Consider the following 18,546-nt stretch of genomic DNA (forward strand, 5'->3'; position numbering starts at 1 on the left):
ATCATGTCAAGATAAAATTGGAGTATGACCAAGGCCACATTTTCGTTTATTTGTCTGGTTCTATCGATATTTTCCTACTGTTATCTGCGAGTATTCTGAACGATTTTGTGGCACTTTCTTCCGCCATGCTGGTAATCATCCATGGCATTTGGGGTGGCAAGCGGAAGGAGATACGTCAAGCGTGTTGTTTGCGAGCCCGCAGATAATCGATTGCTGCCTGCCTTGAGCCCTTGAAGCAGGGATTGACCTGGCGGCGTTGTAGTGAGCCGAGATACAGTGGGTCATAGTAATATCTCACCAGTTTTTCAATCCAGGTCTTGTTTGATTGAATTTCATTTCTGTTTACAAAGCTGGATCGGGCGTTTTCCAGATCCTGTGATACTTCCTGAAACCTAACTCCTCCCAGTTTTTTGCTGATTGCCTGCAAGGCACTTGCGTATTTGTCGAATAATAACAGCGCTTGTTGGCACAGTATTTCCTGAATTTCCGTAGCAGAAGACAATGGTTGTGTGTTGCGCCGAGCCTGCTGTGCCTGGCCGATAGGGGTAGCAACAATGTAATCTCCGAATATGTTATCTACCCTGGTATTCAATGGTTCATCCACCCAGATGATTTCAGAGCTGCGCATGTGTTCAAAGAAGCTGGCTGGTAAATATACCCTGCCGGTATGTCGGCTTTCGTCTTCCACAACGACTGGATCAAACAGATAGTTCTGTTTCAGTTTGAGCAAATTGACAGCCAACTGATTCTCAAAATCGATTTGTGTGGGCTGGGGGAGAGACATTCCTCCAAAAGCCGAGCCACGATGCCGGGCAAGGGCTTCGATGTCAAGTACCGGGTAACTGTTTCTGATCTCCTGGATTAGCTGGGTTTTGCCACTGCCCGTTGGTCCGGTAATGACCAGTAGCGTGTGGTTTTCACTGAACCGGTCAATTGTGTTGATCAAAAATTGGCGTGCCTGCTTATAACCACCGATGATCAATGGCCTGTCGACACCAGCATCTTTCAACCATTGTTGCGTGATCTGCGAGCGCTTTCCTCCTCGAAAGCAATACAGCACGGTTCGGGGATGTTGCCGGATAAAATCAAGCCATTGCTGCAGACGATCCTGTTTTGCCTGACCCGAAATCATCTCATGGCCAAGCATGACTGCTGCCTCGGAACCTTGCTGTTTGTAAGTAGTGCCGACCAGTGCACGTTCTTCGTTGTTGAGGATGGGCAGATTGACTGAGCCGGGCAGGGATCCCAGTATGAATTCAAGCGGTGCACGTACGTCAATCAGTGGCGTATCCGCTGTGAATAAAGCTGTTAGCTCATCGCTATCAATGTTTGGATTATTCAAATTGCACCGCTTTATCTTGACGAGGATGAACGGTTCCCACTATTGCTGCTGGCTTGAAGTATGTGCGCAGTGCCTGCAGCACGAGCTGGCTGGCTTCGGGCACCACGCTTAATAATAAACCACCACTGGTTTGCGGATCGTGAATTAGCAGTTTGTACAGCGCATCCAGTTTTGCATCGTCGATATGTGGCGTGGTGTACTCTGCATTGGTCCGGTGTGCTTTGGTCAGAAAACTATTTTTCAGACAGTAGAAAGCTTTGTCAAACCTGGGAAGATTACCAGTTGCAATGCTCAGGGTAACGTTGCTGGCGTTTGCTAGTTGCATGGCGTGGCCGGAAAAGCCGAAGCCGGTGATGTCGGTAGCGGCATGGATAGCTGCCAGCAAATCCGGTGATAGATAGTCGATGACGTTATTGATGGCCGCCATGCTTTCTAGCGCGTCCATGATGTCCTTCTCCTGCAATTGTTGCCGTTTTATTCCGGCTGTCAGGGTGCCTGTTCCCAGCGCCTTGGTCAAAACCAAATGATCTCCCGATTGTGCGTTGGCATTGGTCCATACCTGCTGCGGATTGACTAACCCGGTGACCGATAGGCCAAACTTCAAGGTGTCATCATCAATTGAATGGCCGCCGACAAAATTGGCACCTGCTTCAGCGATCTTATCGCTGGCACCTTGCAGGACATCAACGATGATGTGTTCGGATAAGGTGGCCAGCGGAAATGCCAGAATACCCATGGCGGTAACGGGCCTGCCACCCATGGCATACACATCGCTGATAGCATTGGCGGCAGCAATTTCACCAAACAGTCTTGGAGTATCAACAATCGGCGTGAAGAAATCCAGTGTTTGCACCAGAGCAGTTTGTTCATTGATTTTGTAGATGGCGGCATCGTCAAAATAGCGGCCATCCACCATCAACGCAGAGTGTGCAGCTGGAAATCTGACTTGCTGCAAAATCCGGTGTAATGTTGTGGCGGCAACCTTGGCGGCACACCCGCCTTTTTGTACCGTTTGTGTCAGTGCGATTTTTTCTGGATGCATAAATATTCAAAATAAAAAGTGTTCTGCTGTAACGAGTATCCAGTGAAATACTGGTTAGTGCCGAATTAAACGGGTTTTCAGGTTGTCAGCACAGCGATCTTCTGTCGCCAGTTTGAGGCAGTAGTATAATAATGTTATGGTTGTTAAGTTAGCCTGTCTTGATATTTTAGAGGACAGTAATATCTCTGCTTCAAAGACACTGTTTTTCCTCAGTTGATTAATAATTTTCCATGCCGCTTCTGACACTCGATAACGCCTGTTTAGCCTTTGGTCACCATGCTTTGCTCAATCAAGCCGTGTTGCAACTTGATCCGGGCGAACGGGTTGGATTGATCGGGCGCAACGGCACCGGTAAATCCAGTCTGTTGCGTGCGCTGGTAGGTGAGATCAAACTGGATGACGGGCAACTGTGGATGGCACCTGGTGTAAACGTTGCTTATATCCCGCAGGAGCCGGTGCTAGATGAGAATGAATCAGTATTTGCAGAGGTTGCCCGAGGGCTTGGTACACTGGCACAGACCTTGCTAGATTATCATCAGGTATCTCATGCGCTGGGGGAGGAGGGAGCAGATACCGAGAAGCTGCTTGATCGTATGCAGCAGTTGCAGAGCGTGCTTGAATCCCAAAATGGCTGGAGTCTTCATCATAAGGTGGAAACGGCGATCAACCGACTTGATCTACAGGAAGATACGATTGTAGGAACGTTATCGGGAGGAGGACGCAAGCGGGTGGCACTGGCGCGGGCGCTGGTTGTGTCACCGGATGTGCTGCTGCTGGATGAGCCAACTAACCACCTGGATTTTTCGTCGATAGAATGGCTTGAGGAAATGCTGCAGGGGTTTTCCGGCAGCATGATATTCATTACTCATGACCGACGTTTTCTGGATAACGTAGCGACCCGCATCATTGAGCTGGATCGTGGGGAGCTGAAAGGTTTTCCCGGTAATTTTTCGGCATATCAGCAAAAGAAAGCTGAGCTGCTGGAAATCGAAGCGGTTCATAACCGGAAATTCGATAAGGCGCTGGATCAGGAGGAAATCTGGATACGTAAGGGAGTTCAAGCCAGACGGACGCGTAATGAAGGCCGAGTTAGAAGACTGGAAGCGCTGAGGTTGGAGCGTGCGGCCCGGCGGGACCGGGTTGGGAATGTCAGTTTTCGGGTGGATGCAGGGCAGCATTCCGGGCAGCTGGTCGCGGAACTGGAACATGTGACCAAGCGCTACGGAGATAAAATGATTATTCGAGATTTCTCTTGTCGTATCATGCGGGGTGATCGTGTCGGGTTGCTTGGCCCTAATGGTTCCGGTAAGTCCACTTTGCTGAAACTAATACTAGGTGAGTTGCAACCAGATTCTGGGACGATACGACTGGGCACCAAGTTATCCATAGCCTATTTTGACCAACTGCGGGAGCAATTGGATGAAGATAAAACTTTGGTTGATTCCATCAGCCAGGGTTCAGAGTTTGTTGAAATTGATGGTGCGCGCAGGCATGTCATTAGTTACCTGGAGGATTTCCTGTTCCCACCGCAGCGTGCCCGCTCGCCCGTAAAATCTTTGTCTGGCGGTGAACGTAACCGGTTGTTGCTTGCTCGCTTATTTACACGCCCGGCTAATGTGCTGGTTCTGGATGAGCCGACCAATGATCTCGATATTGAGACACTTGAATTGCTGGAGGCCTTGTTGCAGGAATATAGCGGTACGCTTTTTCTGGTGAGCCACGATCGTGCCTTTATTGATAATGTGGTGACCCAGGCCATTGTGTTTGAAGGAGATGGGTATCTGCGTGAATATGCAGGCGGCTATCAGGAATGGTTGCAATCCAAATCAAATGTAAAAACGCCACAGCAGGAAAGTAGTGACTCTCTCAGATCGATAATCAAATCGCCCCAGGTGGTCAAAAAAGATAAATCACCTGGCCCTGCCGGATTAAGTTATCAGGAAACTAAAGAGCTGGAAGCATTGCCGGAGAAAATCGATATCCTTGAAAAAGAACAAATAATAGTTGGCCAGAAATTGAGTACCCCTGTTATTTATAAAAACAACCCTTATGATGCAATGGTATTGCAGGCGCGTGCGGCTGAGCTGGAAAAAGAGCTTGCGGCATACTATTCCCGCTGGGAGATGCTGGAAAACAAGCAGATCGTTGTGGAAACAATTTGTAAAAAGAAAGGGTAAAAAGTGCTGAAGAAATAATTTCCCTATACACAACAGGGACATAGCTACAACCTTCATTGACTAAACAACACCCATCGTTTAAAGTTCGCTTTTTTGAGAGGAGGATGCAAAAGTGAAAAAGGCAGCTGCCGTTAAACTACTTATCGCTTCTGGCATGATTCTGTCGTTTTCCGGCGTGGCAGATGCAGCTGGAAACACTGATTCAGTTAAGAGCAAGATCGCCATGTGCCAGGGCTGCCATGGTATTGAAGGATATCGCACCGCATATCCGTTTGTTTATCATGTACCGAAACTGGGCGGACAACACCTGCCTTACCTGGTTAAGGCGCTGAAAGATTACAGATCTGGAGAGCGTAACCACCCGACAATGGTTGGTATTGCAGGAACTCTTTCCGATGAGGATATTGATGCCTTGGCTGCTTATTACGCTGGCAATTGATCATTCTTCTTAATCCAAGGGATATAAATAACATGAAAAGCTATTTGGTGGCCGCTGTTAGCGGAGTAATATTTCTTCTGTCGGGGCAGCTGATCGCAGCAGATATTGATGCTGGCAAAAAGAAGGCTGAGGAAGTTTGTGCATCCTGTCATGGTGTGGATGGTAACAGTCCGGTGCCGATGTTCCCGAAAATTGGTGGCCAACCTAGAACCTATATCGTAAAAGCATTGAAAGATTATAAATCAGGCGCACGTAAAGACCCGGTGATGGCCGGAATGGCGGCTGCCCTGAGTGCAGATGATATCGAAAATCTGGCATTTTATTATTCCAGTCAATCAGGCCTGCAAGTTAAGAGATAGTACACCTCCGTATACCCCGTATACGGAGGCTGTGAGCGGAATGCATCCGATACCCCGAGGTGCATTTCGTTTTTTATTTGTTTCCGATCTGCTTATCCATGCATTCCAGATAAATACTGGCATCAGGGGATGATTGATTGCGCTGTGACTGCCAGAGCATTTCTGCAAGACAATCCATCGTGTGATGCATCGCCTCATGCTCGTCCCCTTGTAGCTTGATTTTCAATTGTTCGAAGCGCTGAAGGATACCGGTTGGCTGATTGATGGTAAGTTGCTCCCGGATGGCGATGTGCATACTCATATGTAGAAAGGGATTTATTTTGCCCTGCTCAGGTGGATAATCCTTGTCAAGATACCGTTCGGTATCCTGTAGTATGGAATGATATTCCGGGTGCTGTAGGATAACTTCCACTGCTATGGTTTCCATGCCGGATAGTGGTTCTCTTTGCTGGTATTTGTGCCACGTATCAAAGAATAGCTGCCGTGCCTGGTTTCTTGTTGGATTGAACATTACCGTAAATCCTGCAAAAATTCTGATAAGTGATGGTGGATTTGTCTTGATACCTGGTTATTCAACATAATAAAGCTGGCGAAGCTTTAATGACTGAGGTAATCGCCCCGGGGAAGGGCTGTTATTGTTCGGGATAAAATAACATGAAATATTGATAGCTCGTGAATTTTCTGACTTTATTGATCGAGCTACAATACAGCGTCCCTGCTTCCTGATAACGCAGTTATTCGTGGCAGATTTTTCTTTACGAATTTCTTGTGAGGTTGTATTTTGGCTAGACGCTATTGAGATTTACTTGGAGCTGAGATAACAGATAGCAGGTAAATGACTGACGAGAAGCTGTAGTCGGTTTTGTTGCAGCGCAAAGTAATACGCTTGAATACACCAAACCTTGCTCCAGTCCTGCAAGCGCTTGAAGAGATTGTGTTCCATTTGCCAAATGCGGCTGGTAAGTCGCGCCAGAGGCTGCCACAGTGCGTTATCCAGAAACAAGCTTCTACAAATTGACGATTGCTCGTGCCGCTGCGTCCTGGATCGTCTGCCTTGCCCAAATAATAGGATTCCATCCTTTGCCTACCTACTGTGTCTCTATTCATGCGTGAATTGAATCTCAGTAATCCATTGGAAATATATAGAAGAAGATACACAGAATTTAGCCCGATGGACAAATTCAGGATGAGACACAATCCGTATACATCAGGCACAGACTCTGACCTCGACGGTTATCTGGCGAGGATTGGAATCCAGTAGTTTTTGCATCTGCAAGTGCAGAAGGTATTAATCCTGAATTGGGGTATTTGAGGCCGATATTTATGTCGACGGGATCGATTGCTTTGATGTGTGCTTTAGATGTAACTCGTGATAACCTATTGGAAACATTGGTGTAAAATAAATTTCTGTTTTTATGGACTGTAATCCTTGCTATAATACAAATGTGTTTTGAAGGTGGGCTGGTTGGCCCATTTTTTATTTGTGGTGAGGCTATGTCATTGTTTGAGCTGCTCGAACCAACGATTGCTGGTATGGGGTATGAGCTTGTTGATATTGAACAATCTGCTCCAGGCAGATTGTTGCGGGTGTTTGTGGATAAAAAGGATGGGGCGATAACGCTTGCTGATTGCGTTGCTGTCAGCAATCATTTAGGTCAGCTGCTGGCTGTAGAAAATATTGATTACAACCGGCTTGAGGTTTCATCACCGGGCTTGGATAGGCCTTTGAAGAAAAGAGCTGATTTTGTCCGTTTTGTGGGGGAATCTATCCGGATTAGGTTGCGAATTGCTTTACAAGGGCAAAGAAATTTTGTGGGGACACTGACCGAAGTGGGGGATGATGCCCTGATGTTGAATGTTGACGGAAAGTTGTTGCAGTTTGAATTGAAAAATCTGGAAAAGGCCCGGCTGATTCCAAAATTGTAATTCGGGTAAATCTGTCGATGGATGTAAGGTTGAAAAATAGGGCTGGAGGAATATGAGCCGCGAGATTTTACTGTTGGTCAATGCTTTGGCGCATGAGAAGAATGTGGATAAAAACATTGTTTTTACCGCACTCGAAATGGCTCTGGCTTCTGCTGCCAAGAAGCATGCCCGGGATGATATTGATGTACGTGTCTCTATCGACCGAGATACGGGTGAATTTCAATGCTTTCGCAGATGGTTGATTGTTGCCGATGATGTAGTGGAGCATCCTGAACGGCAAATTGCACTGGTTGAGGCTGTAAAGCAGAATCCGCAATCCGTTCCGGGTGAATATACGGAAGAGCTAATGGAGGATGTTACATTTGACCGGATCGGGGCACAGGCCGCGAAGCAGGTTATCTTTCAGAAAATACGAGATGCCGAACGCGAACAGAATTTGAATGATTTTCTTGAGCGCGGGGAGTATCTAGTAAGTGGTGTGATCAAGCGTATGGATCGCGGGAATGCGATCATTGAATTCGGCAAGATCGAAGCAGTTTTGCCGCGTGATCAAATGATCTCGCATGAGAATCTGAGAATGGGGGATCGCGTTCGCGCTTATCTGCTCAAAATTGATCGTGCTGTCAGAGGACCACAACTGGTGTTATCCAGAACTTCAGCAGATTTTCTGGTCAAATTGTTCGAACTTGAGGTGCCGGAGATAGAGGAGGGTATTCTGGAAATCAGGGCGGCAGCTAGAGATCCGGGTTCCAGGGCAAAAATCGCGGTTAAATCAAATGATGCGCGTGTTGACCCAATTGGTACTTGTGTTGGCATGCGTGGTTCTAGGGTACAGGCGGTTACCGGTGAGCTGGCGGGTGAGCGGGTGGATATTATTCAATGGTCAGATGATCAGGCTACATTTGTCGTGAATGCGCTGGCGCCTGCTGTGATTAGCAGTATAGTAATGGATGAAGATAAGCATAGTATGGATGTTGTAGTGGATGAGGAAAATCTGGCTCAGGCTATCGGGCGAGGCGGGCAGAATGTTCGGCTGGCATCAGAGTTGACGGGCTGGCAGCTCAATATCATGACAGTGGAAGAATCTCACGAAAAGAGTGAGGAGGAAGCTGCTTCCATCTGTGAATTATTTATGGAAAAGCTTGATGTGGATGAAGAGGTCGGGCGTATCCTGGTAGATGAGGGTTTTTCTACACTGGAAGAAATTGCGTATATTCCAATTGAAGAAATGCTGGAAATCCAGGAATTTGATCATGAGACAATTGAAGAGTTACGTAATCGTGCCCGCAATGTTTTGTTGACGGCTGCGATTGTAACAGAAGAAAAAATCGGACATGCGTCTGAAGCATTACTTGCGTTGGAAGGAATGGATATTGATCTTGTGCGTGAGTTGGCTGCTAAAGGGATCAGCACTCAGGAAGAGCTTGCTGATCTGGCGGCGGATGATCTGGTCGAGTTGACGGGTGTGGATCTTGATCGGGCAAGCAAAATTATTATTAAGGCACGCGAACCCTGGTTTACTTGAATTTCGATATAAAGCGGACAAATCCCGTATCTGTTTCCGGAGCGGGATATGAGTTGGTTAAGGAAATATTGATTTTGTTTTTTATGATTTTTGTTGGATTTGGGGTAAAGGGTTGCTGATGACTCAAATGACTGTAGAGCAATTTGCACATGATCTGGGTATGCTGCCCAATTTGTTGCTGGAACAACTTCAAGCTGCCGGAGTTGCTAAACGTTCCGCAGCAGATTTTGTGACAGAGCAGGATAAGACGCAGCTTCTTGATTATCTGCGCAAATCACATGGTAGTAGTGGATCAAGAACCAAGATCACTCTGGCGCGTAGGCAAACAACAGAGATAAAGCAATCAGATAGTGCGGGAAGACCTAGAACTATCGAGGTCAAGGTCAGAAAAAAACGGGTGTTGACTACCAAACAGGATGAATCTGATGCGGCTGGCAAAAGAGCAGCTGAAGATGTCTCTCTGAGAACAGCTGAAGCACCGGAAGCGCCGGAAGCTGTTCCGGTAAAATCTGTACTTGATGCTGAACAAATCGCTTTGCGTGCTGAAGAAGCCAGAAAAAGATCGGAATTAATGGCGCGCCAGGCTGCGGAACTGAAAGAGAAACAGGAAAAACGAAGACAGCAAGTAACAGCTCAGACTGAGGTGAAAAAAGAATCCACCCAGGTTCAAGAGCCTGGGTCGGAAACGGCGGCTGTGTCAGGATCTGTAGCTGCAACTCAACCAGAATCTACTGAAACAGCTGCTGTAACTCCCTCTGCTACGATTACAGTAACTACTCAAACGACTCCGGCGGCCAAGGAACGTGCTCCGCAGAAGCCAGCTGTAAAACCGGAAGAAAAGGGCGAGAAGAAAAAGAAACAGGCCAGACAGCAGGAAGCATGGAAGGATGAGCCAGTTAAGCGTCGTGAATCAAAAGCACGTGGAGATGTATCTGGTGGGCAGGAATGGCGCATGCGCAAAGATAAACACGGCAGGAGCAGGTCGGATGAGTCGCAATCCCAGCATGCATTTTCAGCGCCAACTGAGCCGGTTGTGCATGAGGTATTGATCCCTGAAACGATTTCGGTTGCTGTACTGGCACAAAAAATGGCGGTCAAGGCAGCCGAAGTTATCAAGGTATTGATGAAAATGGGCAACATGGTGACAATCAATCAAATGCTGGATCAGGATACAGCTATGATTGTTGTTGAAGAGATGGGGCATGTAGCCAAGATCGCTGCACCGGATAACCCGGAAGCCTTCTTGGAAGAAGTTGATTTATCTCCTGACGAAGCCAGGATGGAGTCGCGTGCCCCGGTAGTGACGGTGATGGGACACGTTGATCATGGCAAAACCTCATTGCTGGACTATATTCGCAGAACGCGTGTTGCGGGTGGAGAGGCCGGCGGTATTACGCAACATATCGGGGCCTATCACGTCAAAACCTCGCGTGGCGTAGTTACCTTTCTGGATACCCCAGGGCATGAGGCGTTTACGGCCATGCGTGCCCGTGGTGCCAAAATTACCGATATAGTCATATTGGTAGTGGCAGCTGATGATGGTGTGATGCCGCAGACGATTGAGGCAGTTCATCACGCCAAGGCAGCAAGTATACCCATTGTTGTGGCTGTTAATAAAATGGACAAGCCAGAAGCCAATCTTGAACGTATTAAACAAGAGCTCGTCAATCATGGCGTTGTGCCTGAAGATTGGGGAGGGGATGCCATGTTTATTGGTGTTTCAGCAAAAACTGGTCAGGGAATTGATGAGTTGCTGGAAGCTGTTTTATTGCAGGCAGAGGTGCTGGAGCTGAAGGCTGTGCGGGATGCGCCGGCGAAAGGAGTGATTATTGAATCACGTTTGGACAAGGGCCGTGGCCCGGTTGCAACAGTTCTGGTACAGTCCGGAACTTTGAGACGAGGTGACGTTGTCCTTACTGGAGCTGTATTCGGTAAGATCAGAGCAATGCTGGATGAGCGAGGCAAATCCGTCAGTGAAGCGGGCACCTCGATTCCTGTTGAGATTCAGGGATTGTCTGAAGTTGCTGCGGCGGGTGAAGTGTTTATAGCACTTAGTGATGAACGCAAAGCCAGGGAAATTGCTCTTTTCCGCCAAGGTAAATTCCGCGATGTCCGACTGGACAAACTTCATGTGGCAAAAATGGAAGATGTATTCGGCCATCAGGAGGACATCAGTACACTTAATCTGATTATTAAGGCCGATGTGCAGGGATCATGCGAGGCACTGGCTTACGCATTGAAGAAGCTGGAAACCGATGAGGTGAAGATCAATATCGTGCATAGCGGGGTCGGAGCAATTATTGAATCTGATATTAATCTGGCTCTTGCGTCCAAAGCAGTTGTCATCGGGTTCAACTGTCGTGCTGACCTGGGGGCACGCAAGCTGATTGCTTCAACCGGGGTGGATGTGCGCTATTACAACATCATCTATGAAGCAGTTGATGAAGTTAAAAAGGCCTTGTCGGGAATGATGACGCCAGATCGCAAGGAAAAAATCCTGGGTTTGGTCGATATTCGCGAGATTTACCGGATATCCAAAGTTGGTGTCGTGGCTGGTTGTTATGTGCTTGAAGGATTAATTCGACGCGATGCGCCGGTAAGAGTACTGCGTGACGGTGTTGTTATACATAGTGGCAGTCTGGATTCTCTGAAGCGATTCAAGGATGATGTCAAGGAAGTTAAATCTGGTTTCGAATGCGGACTTTCATTGAAGAACTTTAATGACATTCAACAGGGTGATCAGATTGAAGTGTATGAGATCGTTGAAACCGCCCGTGTATTGTGATGCTGTACATCAGGCGCGATGAATAACTCGCCTGATTGAAGAGGAGGTAATCATGCCGAAGGATTTTTCCCGTACCTTACGAGTGGCTGACCAGGTTCAGCGTGAATTGGCTTCGTTGATCCAGAATGAAATAATGGATCCGCGAATCGGGATGATAACGTTAACCGGGGTGGAGGTGACGCGGGATTATACTTATGCCAAGGTTTTCTATACTACGCTGGGAGGTAATGAAAATGCTCAGCTTGCGGAGGAAGGATTGAAGCGGGCCGCAGGATTTCTGCGCAGTCAGCTGGCTGGTAAAATCAGGTTGAGAATTATTCCGAAGTTACAATTTGTTTATGATGAATCTATCGAGCGCGGAATAAAACTCTCCAGATTGATCGATGAGGCTGTAGGTAAAACCTGATCCTGATTGGTGATATCTACAGAATTGGCGTTTTATGCGATATGGCGATATAACCTAGAATTACATTTAGCTAGCTAAAATTTTTTGGTCAAACTCTTATCATCAGCAAGATCTGTTCAGCTTAAATCAGTTAACTGTAATGGGGTTTTGTTACTCAACAAGCCTGTTGGCATCTCATCTAACCGGGCTCTTCAAATCAGTAAGCGTTTGTTGTCAGCAACAAAGGCCGGTCATACTGGCACGTTGGATCCGATGGCACAAGGCTTGCTGCCAATTTGTCTTGGTGAAGCCACCAAGTTTTCTTCAGCTTTGCTGAGCGCGGATAAAACCTACAAAGCCTCTCTTCAGCTTGGTTATATCAGTAGTACAGGGGATGCTGAGGGTGAAATCAGGCGGGTAGCTAAATCTGATGCGTGTCCACCTGATTCTCGGCAAGTAACTGCAATCCTGCAAACCTTTCTTGGCCGATCAAATCAGATTCCGCCCATGTTCAGCGCGCTGAAGCTGTATGGCAAACCACTTTATCGATATGCACGAGAGGGAATTACAATTGAGCGCAAGGTGCGTGAAATTGTAATTCACAGTATATCTCTCAATGCTTTGTCGGGTTTTGAGATGATGATTGCGGTCCGTTGTAGTTCAGGCACCTATATTCGTACACTGGCAGAAGATATTGGAAAGGCGCTTGGCTATGGCGGCGCTTATCTCACCGCGCTTTCCCGTACTGGTGTCGGCCATTTCGATTTATCGCAAGCTTGCAATCTGGATCAGCTCGAATCCGAGCAGCCTTCTGACCGCCTGAAATTTTTGTATCCAATTGATAGCCTTTTAAGCGACATTCCTTCTATGGTGTTTGATGACGATGAAGTGGTGCGTTTGCAGCAAGGGCAGAAAATCAGGAAGGACAGATCGCGCCCCCTGTTCCTGGCCAGTCCCAAATTGAAGCTATACGATAGGGAGAATATTTTTCTTGGTCTCGGAGAGTGGGTTGATTCCGAGGTCATCGCACCCAGAAGAATGGTTGTGTTGGCCGCTGTTACAGCAGCAGGCGGGTTAGCTGATTCAATAGGCTAGAAAAAAGAGCAGAATGATTTTTATATATCCAAGCACTGGCAGCACCACTAAGAAATCAGCAATACGCTATAATCTCCAACTTTTATGATTGCGGCTCAATTATTATTTAGATGTTGACGGCCAGGAACCTGGAGTGTATACGAGGGGAGCATAAACTCTTCAGTAACATTTTCTTCTCAGTAAATCCCGGTGAGCTGATGTTTGTTGGCGGACCTAACGGTAGCGGTAAAACCAGCTTGCTAAGATTGTTGTGTGGATTATCGTCACCTGATAGTGGTGAGATTCTCTGGAATGGAATGGATATTCGGGATCTGGACGGAGATTATCGTGGCATGATGACCTATCTAGGGCATCTGGGTGGTATCAAGGATGATCTGACTGCTCTCGAGAATTTACGGATATCCTGTGCATTGGCTGATTGTGAGATTGATGAAAATCAAGCAGCAGATGCGTTAGGGCAGATTGGGCTGGCGGGGCGTGAGATGCTGCCGGCCAAAGTATTATCACAAGGACAACGCAGACGGGTGGCTTTGGCGCGTCTGCTGGTGGTGCAGACTAGGTTGTGGATATTGGATGAGCCTTTGACCGCGCTGGATACTGCAGCGGTGAAGCTGATTAAAGAGATACTGGAACATAATCTATCGAAAGGAGGCATGGTCATTATGACCACTCATCAGGAAATTGTCATGACTGCTGCAGCTGTTCATCATTTGACTTTATCCTGATTCGATATGATCTGGTGGATAGTTAAACGGGATTTATTGCTGGCAATGCGCCGACGCTCTGATGTGTTGACAACGCTATTTTTTTTCATAATAGTTGTCAGCTTGTTTCCATTGGGTGTGGGGCCTGAACCCAGCATACTGCGGACAATGGCCTCGGGTGTGGTCTGGGTGGCAGCTTTGCTGGCTTCGATGTTATCACTTGGACGTATGTTCTCCAGTGATTATGCAGATGGCACCTTGGAGCAAATGCTGCTTTCCCCTGTTTCCCTGGCGGCGCTGGTCACCGGGAAAGCAATATCACACTGGTTGGTAACAGGGGTTCCTCTGGTATTGATGGCCCCGGTATTGGGGATTCAGTATGACTTAGCCGGAGATGCCTTGCTTGTGCTGACGCTTTCATTGCTGCTGGGAACTCCTGTACTAAGTTTGATCGGTGCAATCGGTGCTGCGTTAACGCTGGGATTAAGAGGAGGGGGGGTATTAGTGTCGATACTGGTTTTGCCGCTCTACATTCCGGTATTAATTTTTGGTACAGGCGCGGTTGAAGCGAGTAGCGCCGGGATGGAGTTTGGGGCCCATTTTTCGATACTGGGTGCACTTTTGCTGGTTTCTATCGTTTTTTCACCTTGGGCAACAGCTGCCTCTCTCCGGATATCCATGAGCTGATAGAAAGGATGTGCCCAGAAATAATAGTGATGTTGCGTTTGTTGGTATGGTAGTAGAGCGTAATTTTATCTACTGGATCAATTCAGAGAGAATATTCAGAACATGACAATCAATTGGTTTAAATATGCCTCTCCCGCAAGTTTTTACTTTCTGGCGGGCCGGATGCTTCCCTATTTTACGGCTTTAGCGATTACTTTACTGATCGTGGGTTTGTATATTGGTTTTTTTGTAGCTCCGACAGATTTTCAACAGGGTGAGGCCTACCGAATTATTTTTATCCATGTCCCGGCTGCCTGGATGTCAATGTTTCTGTATGTGGTTATGGCATTCTGGGCCGGAGTGGGGCTGGCATTTAACACTCGACTTTCATCTATGGTGGCCAGTGCCATAGCGCCGACAGGTGCTATGTTTGCTTTCCTTGCTCTGTGGACAGGAGCATGGTGGGGGAAACCAATGTGGGGAACATGGTGGGTCTGGGATGCTCGCCTAACATCAGAGTTAATACTGTTCTTTTTGTATATCGGCTTTATGTCGCTGCAGGCAGCTATTGATGATCCAAAGCGTGCGGATAAGGCTGGAGCGGTCATTGCTCTGGTGGGCGTTGTCAATGTCCCGATTATTTATTTCTCGGTGCAGTGGTGGAATACCCTCCATCAGGGTGCTTCCGTTAGCCTGGTTCAATCTCCCAAGATGGCAACTGCCATGTTATCCGGCATGCTGATCATGACCTTGGCAGCATGGATGTATTCAATTGTAATAATTCTGATCCGTACTCGTCTCATTATTCTGGAGCGTGAGCGCCACACGGCATGGGTATCGGAGTTGAAGGAAGGAGTATTAGAATGAAATGGGAGAGCTTGTCTGATTTTTTTGCTATGGGCGGCTATGGCCTTTATGTATGGGGGTCTTATCTTGTTGCAATGATATGCGTAATTGGTGAAGTTGTATTGATTCGTGGTCGCAAACGAACTTTATACAAGCACCTTGGTCAGAGTAGAAGATCAATTTTGCGAGGATAGAAATGAAGCCACGTCATAAAAAAATGGCTGTTATTGCATTGAGTGTTAGTGCATTGGCAGTCTCTGTTGTACTGGTACTGAATGCATTTCAGAGTAATTTGGTTTTTTTCTTTAGTCCCAGTCAGGTAGCTGCAAAAGAAGCGCCTGTTGGAAAAAGCTTCAGAGTGGGTGGACTAGTAGAAGAAGGTTCACTCAAGCGACATGGAGACGGTACAACCATGAAGTTTGCCATAACGGATACTGCAGAGGTGATTCGGGTGGTTTATACAGGGATTCTTCCTGATCTGTTTAAAGAAGGGAAGGGTGTCGTAGCACAGGGGAAAATGGCAGATGATGGTGTTTTTTATGCTGATGAAGTGCTCGCCAAACACGATGAAAATTACATGCCACCTGAAGCTGCCGCTGCATTGGAACAAGCTGCCAAAGCACAGAAAACCTCTTTTACACAGTGAGTTTTATCCCGTAATTTAAAACAAGGAATAATTTTAAACCATGATTCCGGAACTTGGTAACTTCGCCCTCATACTTGCAATGTTGCTGGCCTTGATTCAGGGAACTTTGCCCCTTATTGGTGCGACACGTGGAATACCTTCGTGGGTAGCCTTGGCGCGTCCAGTCACGCAGGGTCAGTTTGTATTTACTACCATTGCTTTTGGCTGTCTCGCCTATTCATTCTTGAACAATGATTTTTCTGTATTGAATGTGGCGTCTCATTCAAATTCAGATTTACCTTTACATTTTCGTTTTGCTGCCACGTGGGGATCTCACGAAGGTTCTCTATTGCTGTGGGTAACCATACTTGCCGGCTGGTCGGTTGCTGTGAGTGTTTTCAGTCGCCAATTACCGGATGACATGGTGGCTCGTGTTTTGGCTGTTTTAGGATTGGTTAGTGCTGGTTTTCTGTTGTTTCTTCTGTTTACTTCTAATCCATTTGATCGATTATTACCTGCCGCAATCGAAGGGAATGATCTGAACCCATTGTTGCAAGATCCTGGAATGGTTATGCATCCACCCATGTTGTATATGGGGTATGTTGGCTTTTCAGTTGCATTTGCATTTGCAATTGCAGCACTGCTTAGTGGGCAGTTGGATGCGGCTTGGGCAAGATGGTCACGTCCCTGGACGATTGTTGCCTGGATTTTCCTGACTATTGGCATCATGTTTGGTAGCTGGTGGGCATATTATGAACTTGGCTGGGGTGGCTGGTGGTTCTGGGATCCAGTTGAGAATGCATCATTTATGCCTTGGTTGGTGGGTACAGCATTGATTCATTCACTGGCGGTAACTGAGAAACGTGGAAGTTTTAAGAGCTGGACGATATTATTGGCAATCACTGCCTTTTCATTAAGTTTGTTAGGAACCTTCCTGGTACGTTCCGGGGTTCTGACTTCTGTGCATGCTTTTGCGACTGATCCGGCACGTGGGATATTTATCCTGATCTATCTATCGCTGGTAGTAGGATGTTCATTAACACTGTTTGCATGGCGCGCTTCCAAAGTGGGTTTGGGGGGTAACTTTGAGATTGTCTCACGTGAAACTACCTTACTTGCTAATAATGTATTGCTGCTAGTTGCGGCGGGCAGCGTGGTATTAGGCACGCTTTATCCTCTTCTTATTGATGCGCTTAATTTAGGGAAAATTTCTGTTGGCCCTCCCTATTTTGAGGCAGTTTTTGTGCCTTTAATGGCACCAGCCATTTTTCTGATGGGGCTGGGGCCAGTTGCTCGTTGGAAGAAAGCTAGCCTGCCCGCCCTGACGGTGCTGTTGAGATGGGCATTTGTGGTGAGCGTGGTGGCTGCAGGAATTATGCCGTTCATTATGGGTGAATGGAAACCTATGGTCAGTTTTGGGTTACTACTGGCTTTCTGGGTTGTGACCAGTATATTTGTCGGTATTAGGCACCGACTCCAGAATAGTGGGGAAGGCGGGTTGATCACTAAGTTGGTGAAACAACCAAGGAGCTATTATGGTATGCATTGCGCACACTTCGGTATCGCAGTATTTATCATTGGTGTTACGCTGGTTAACGGCTATGAAACTGAAAAAGATGTGCGTATGGAAGTAGGTAGTACCGTAACACTTAAAGATTACACATTTCAATTTAATGGAACGAAATCGGTTCCTGGCCCTAACTACAATGCATCTCAAGGACAGATTGAGGTGTTCAGAGAGGGCAAGAAAATAAGTGAGCTTTTCCCTGAGAAAAGAACTTACACCGCTTCAGGTATGCCGATGACCGAGGCTGATGTTGATATGGGGTTTCTGCGTGATCTGTATGTGGCACTGGGTGAACCATTGGAGAATGATGCCTGGATAGTACGGGTTTATCACAAACCTTTTGTTAACTGGATCTGGTTTGGTTGCATATTGATGGCTCTGGGAGGAGCTCTATCTGTCAGTGATCGGCGTTACCGCCTTGCTATTAATAAAAAATATCGCCGCAAAGCAGCTGAAACACCTGGTGCTGCAGATATACCTGCCAAAGATATTATGGTGACCAATTCTGTTACTCTTTCGGAGGAAGGTGGTAAAGCATGATGCGTTTCCTGCTGCCTCTCGCGATATTTGTAATATTAGTAATCTTTCTAGGAATTGGTTTGACCTTGAATCCGCGTCAAGTGCCATCTCCATTAATAGATAAACCCGCACCCATTTTTCATCTGCAACAACTCTATGATTCCAGTAAGACGCTTTCGTCTGAGGATAATCTTGGAAAAGTATGGATGTTGAATGTTTGGGCTTCCTGGTGTGTGGCTTGTCGTGATGAGCACCCTGTGCTGGTAGAACTCTCAAAGCTGGGTATTGTTCCAATTTATGGTCTGAATTACAAAGATCAGCGTGATACTGCCATGCAGTGGCTTAGACAATATGGTAACCCTTATGAAACCAGTATCGTTGATGCGGATGGGAAAGTCGGTATTGATTATGGCGTTTATGGCGTGCCAGAAACTTATGTAATCGATAAGCAAGGCATTATCAGGTATAAGCATATTGGCCCGGTAACGGTTGAATCACTGAAAGATAAAATTCTTCCTTTAATCAAGGAACTGAAGAGTTGAGT

General features: G+C 46.9%; 19 protein-coding genes. 15 read left to right on the forward strand and 4 right to left on the reverse strand.

Features of this window, described 5'->3' with window-relative positions:
• Window positions 1-175: 175 nt before the first annotated feature.
• Entirely contained in the window at window positions 176-1,342 is a 1,167-nt protein-coding gene (mnmH, locus tag C8R14_RS08010; protein WP_011634703.1) for a tRNA 2-selenouridine(34) synthase MnmH, read from the reverse strand.
• The gene (gene selD / locus C8R14_RS08015; protein ID WP_011634702.1) at window positions 1,335-2,384 is read right to left on the reverse strand and encodes a selenide, water dikinase SelD; all 1,050 of its coding nucleotides are present in this window, start codon (window positions 2,382-2,384) and stop codon (window positions 1,335-1,337) included. The genes mnmH and selD overlap by 8 nt, the downstream gene beginning before the upstream one ends.
• 230 nt (window positions 2,385-2,614) lie before the next feature.
• Here selD and C8R14_RS08020 point away from each other — a divergent pair, with 230 nt between their 5' ends.
• From C8R14_RS08020 to C8R14_RS08030, 3 genes are all read left to right on the forward strand, one after another.
• On the forward strand, window positions 2,615-4,561 hold the full coding sequence (locus C8R14_RS08020) for an ATP-binding cassette domain-containing protein (protein ID WP_011634701.1): 1,947 nt from the start codon (window positions 2,615-2,617) through the stop codon (window positions 4,559-4,561).
• A 112-nt stretch (window positions 4,562-4,673) separates the two neighbouring features.
• Entirely contained in the window at window positions 4,674-5,000 is a 327-nt protein-coding gene (locus C8R14_RS08025; RefSeq protein ID WP_011634700.1) for a c-type cytochrome, read from the forward strand.
• A gap of 32 nt (window positions 5,001-5,032) precedes the next feature.
• The gene (locus C8R14_RS08030) at window positions 5,033-5,359 is read left to right on the forward strand and encodes a c-type cytochrome (protein ID WP_011634699.1); all 327 of its coding nucleotides are present in this window, start codon (window positions 5,033-5,035) and stop codon (window positions 5,357-5,359) included.
• A 73-nt stretch (window positions 5,360-5,432) separates the two neighbouring features.
• Here the strand turns inward: C8R14_RS08030 and C8R14_RS08035 are convergent, their stop codons facing one another.
• Both C8R14_RS08035 and C8R14_RS08040 read right to left on the reverse strand, forming a co-directional pair.
• A complete protein-coding gene (locus C8R14_RS08035; protein ID WP_011634698.1) occupies window positions 5,433-5,870 on the reverse strand; it encodes a DUF1841 family protein in 438 nt (145 codons plus the stop codon).
• A gap of 281 nt (window positions 5,871-6,151) precedes the next feature.
• A complete protein-coding gene (locus C8R14_RS08040) occupies window positions 6,152-6,466 on the reverse strand; it encodes a transposase (protein WP_082211257.1) in 315 nt (104 codons plus the stop codon).
• Window positions 6,467-6,853: 387 nt separating this feature from the next.
• Here C8R14_RS08040 and rimP point away from each other — a divergent pair, with 387 nt between their 5' ends.
• From rimP to C8R14_RS08100, 12 genes are all read left to right on the forward strand, one after another.
• A complete protein-coding gene (rimP, locus tag C8R14_RS08045) occupies window positions 6,854-7,285 on the forward strand; it encodes a ribosome maturation factor RimP (RefSeq protein ID WP_041353794.1) in 432 nt (143 codons plus the stop codon).
• Between the two features lie 52 nt (window positions 7,286-7,337).
• On the forward strand, window positions 7,338-8,810 hold the full coding sequence (gene nusA, locus C8R14_RS08050; RefSeq protein ID WP_011634696.1) for a transcription termination factor NusA: 1,473 nt from the start codon (window positions 7,338-7,340) through the stop codon (window positions 8,808-8,810).
• 118 nt (window positions 8,811-8,928) lie between these two features.
• The gene (gene infB / locus C8R14_RS08055) at window positions 8,929-11,595 is read left to right on the forward strand and encodes a translation initiation factor IF-2 (protein WP_011634695.1); all 2,667 of its coding nucleotides are present in this window, start codon (window positions 8,929-8,931) and stop codon (window positions 11,593-11,595) included.
• Between the two features lie 52 nt (window positions 11,596-11,647).
• Window positions 11,648-12,001 carry a 30S ribosome-binding factor RbfA gene (gene rbfA, locus C8R14_RS08060; protein WP_011634694.1) on the forward strand — a complete coding sequence of 118 codons (354 nt, stop codon included), beginning with the start codon at window positions 11,648-11,650 and terminating at the stop codon, window positions 11,999-12,001.
• Between the two features lie 84 nt (window positions 12,002-12,085).
• Window positions 12,086-13,075 (forward strand): tRNA pseudouridine(55) synthase TruB, encoded by a 990-nt coding sequence (gene truB, locus C8R14_RS08065; RefSeq protein ID WP_011634693.1) that lies wholly within the window; start codon window positions 12,086-12,088, stop codon window positions 13,073-13,075.
• 110 nt (window positions 13,076-13,185) lie between these two features.
• Window positions 13,186-13,800: a cytochrome c biogenesis heme-transporting ATPase CcmA gene (ccmA, locus tag C8R14_RS08070; protein WP_011634692.1), complete on the forward strand. Its 615-nt coding sequence runs from the start codon at window positions 13,186-13,188 to the stop codon at window positions 13,798-13,800.
• Between the two features lie 6 nt (window positions 13,801-13,806).
• Window positions 13,807-14,466 (forward strand): heme exporter protein CcmB, encoded by a 660-nt coding sequence (ccmB, locus tag C8R14_RS08075; RefSeq protein ID WP_011634691.1) that lies wholly within the window; start codon window positions 13,807-13,809, stop codon window positions 14,464-14,466.
• Window positions 14,467-14,568: 102 nt separating this feature from the next.
• On the forward strand, window positions 14,569-15,312 hold the full coding sequence (gene ccmC, locus C8R14_RS08080) for a heme ABC transporter permease CcmC (protein WP_011634690.1): 744 nt from the start codon (window positions 14,569-14,571) through the stop codon (window positions 15,310-15,312).
• 74 nt (window positions 15,313-15,386) lie between these two features.
• Window positions 15,387-15,485, forward strand: a complete 99-nt coding sequence (locus C8R14_RS08085; RefSeq protein WP_240142248.1) for a hypothetical protein — start codon at window positions 15,387-15,389, stop codon at window positions 15,483-15,485.
• 2 nt (window positions 15,486-15,487) lie between these two features.
• On the forward strand, window positions 15,488-15,937 hold the full coding sequence (gene ccmE, locus C8R14_RS08090) for a cytochrome c maturation protein CcmE (RefSeq protein ID WP_011634688.1): 450 nt from the start codon (window positions 15,488-15,490) through the stop codon (window positions 15,935-15,937).
• A gap of 40 nt (window positions 15,938-15,977) precedes the next feature.
• Window positions 15,978-18,023: a heme lyase CcmF/NrfE family subunit gene (locus tag C8R14_RS08095; protein WP_011634687.1), complete on the forward strand. Its 2,046-nt coding sequence runs from the start codon at window positions 15,978-15,980 to the stop codon at window positions 18,021-18,023.
• Entirely contained in the window at window positions 18,020-18,544 is a 525-nt protein-coding gene (locus C8R14_RS08100) for a DsbE family thiol:disulfide interchange protein (RefSeq protein WP_011634686.1), read from the forward strand. The genes C8R14_RS08095 and C8R14_RS08100 overlap by 4 nt, the downstream gene beginning before the upstream one ends.
• The last annotated feature ends 2 nt before the right edge of the window (window positions 18,545-18,546 follow it).

Source organism: Nitrosomonas eutropha (assembly GCF_003201195.1).
GTDB classification, from domain to species: domain Bacteria; phylum Pseudomonadota; class Gammaproteobacteria; order Burkholderiales; family Nitrosomonadaceae; genus Nitrosomonas; species Nitrosomonas eutropha.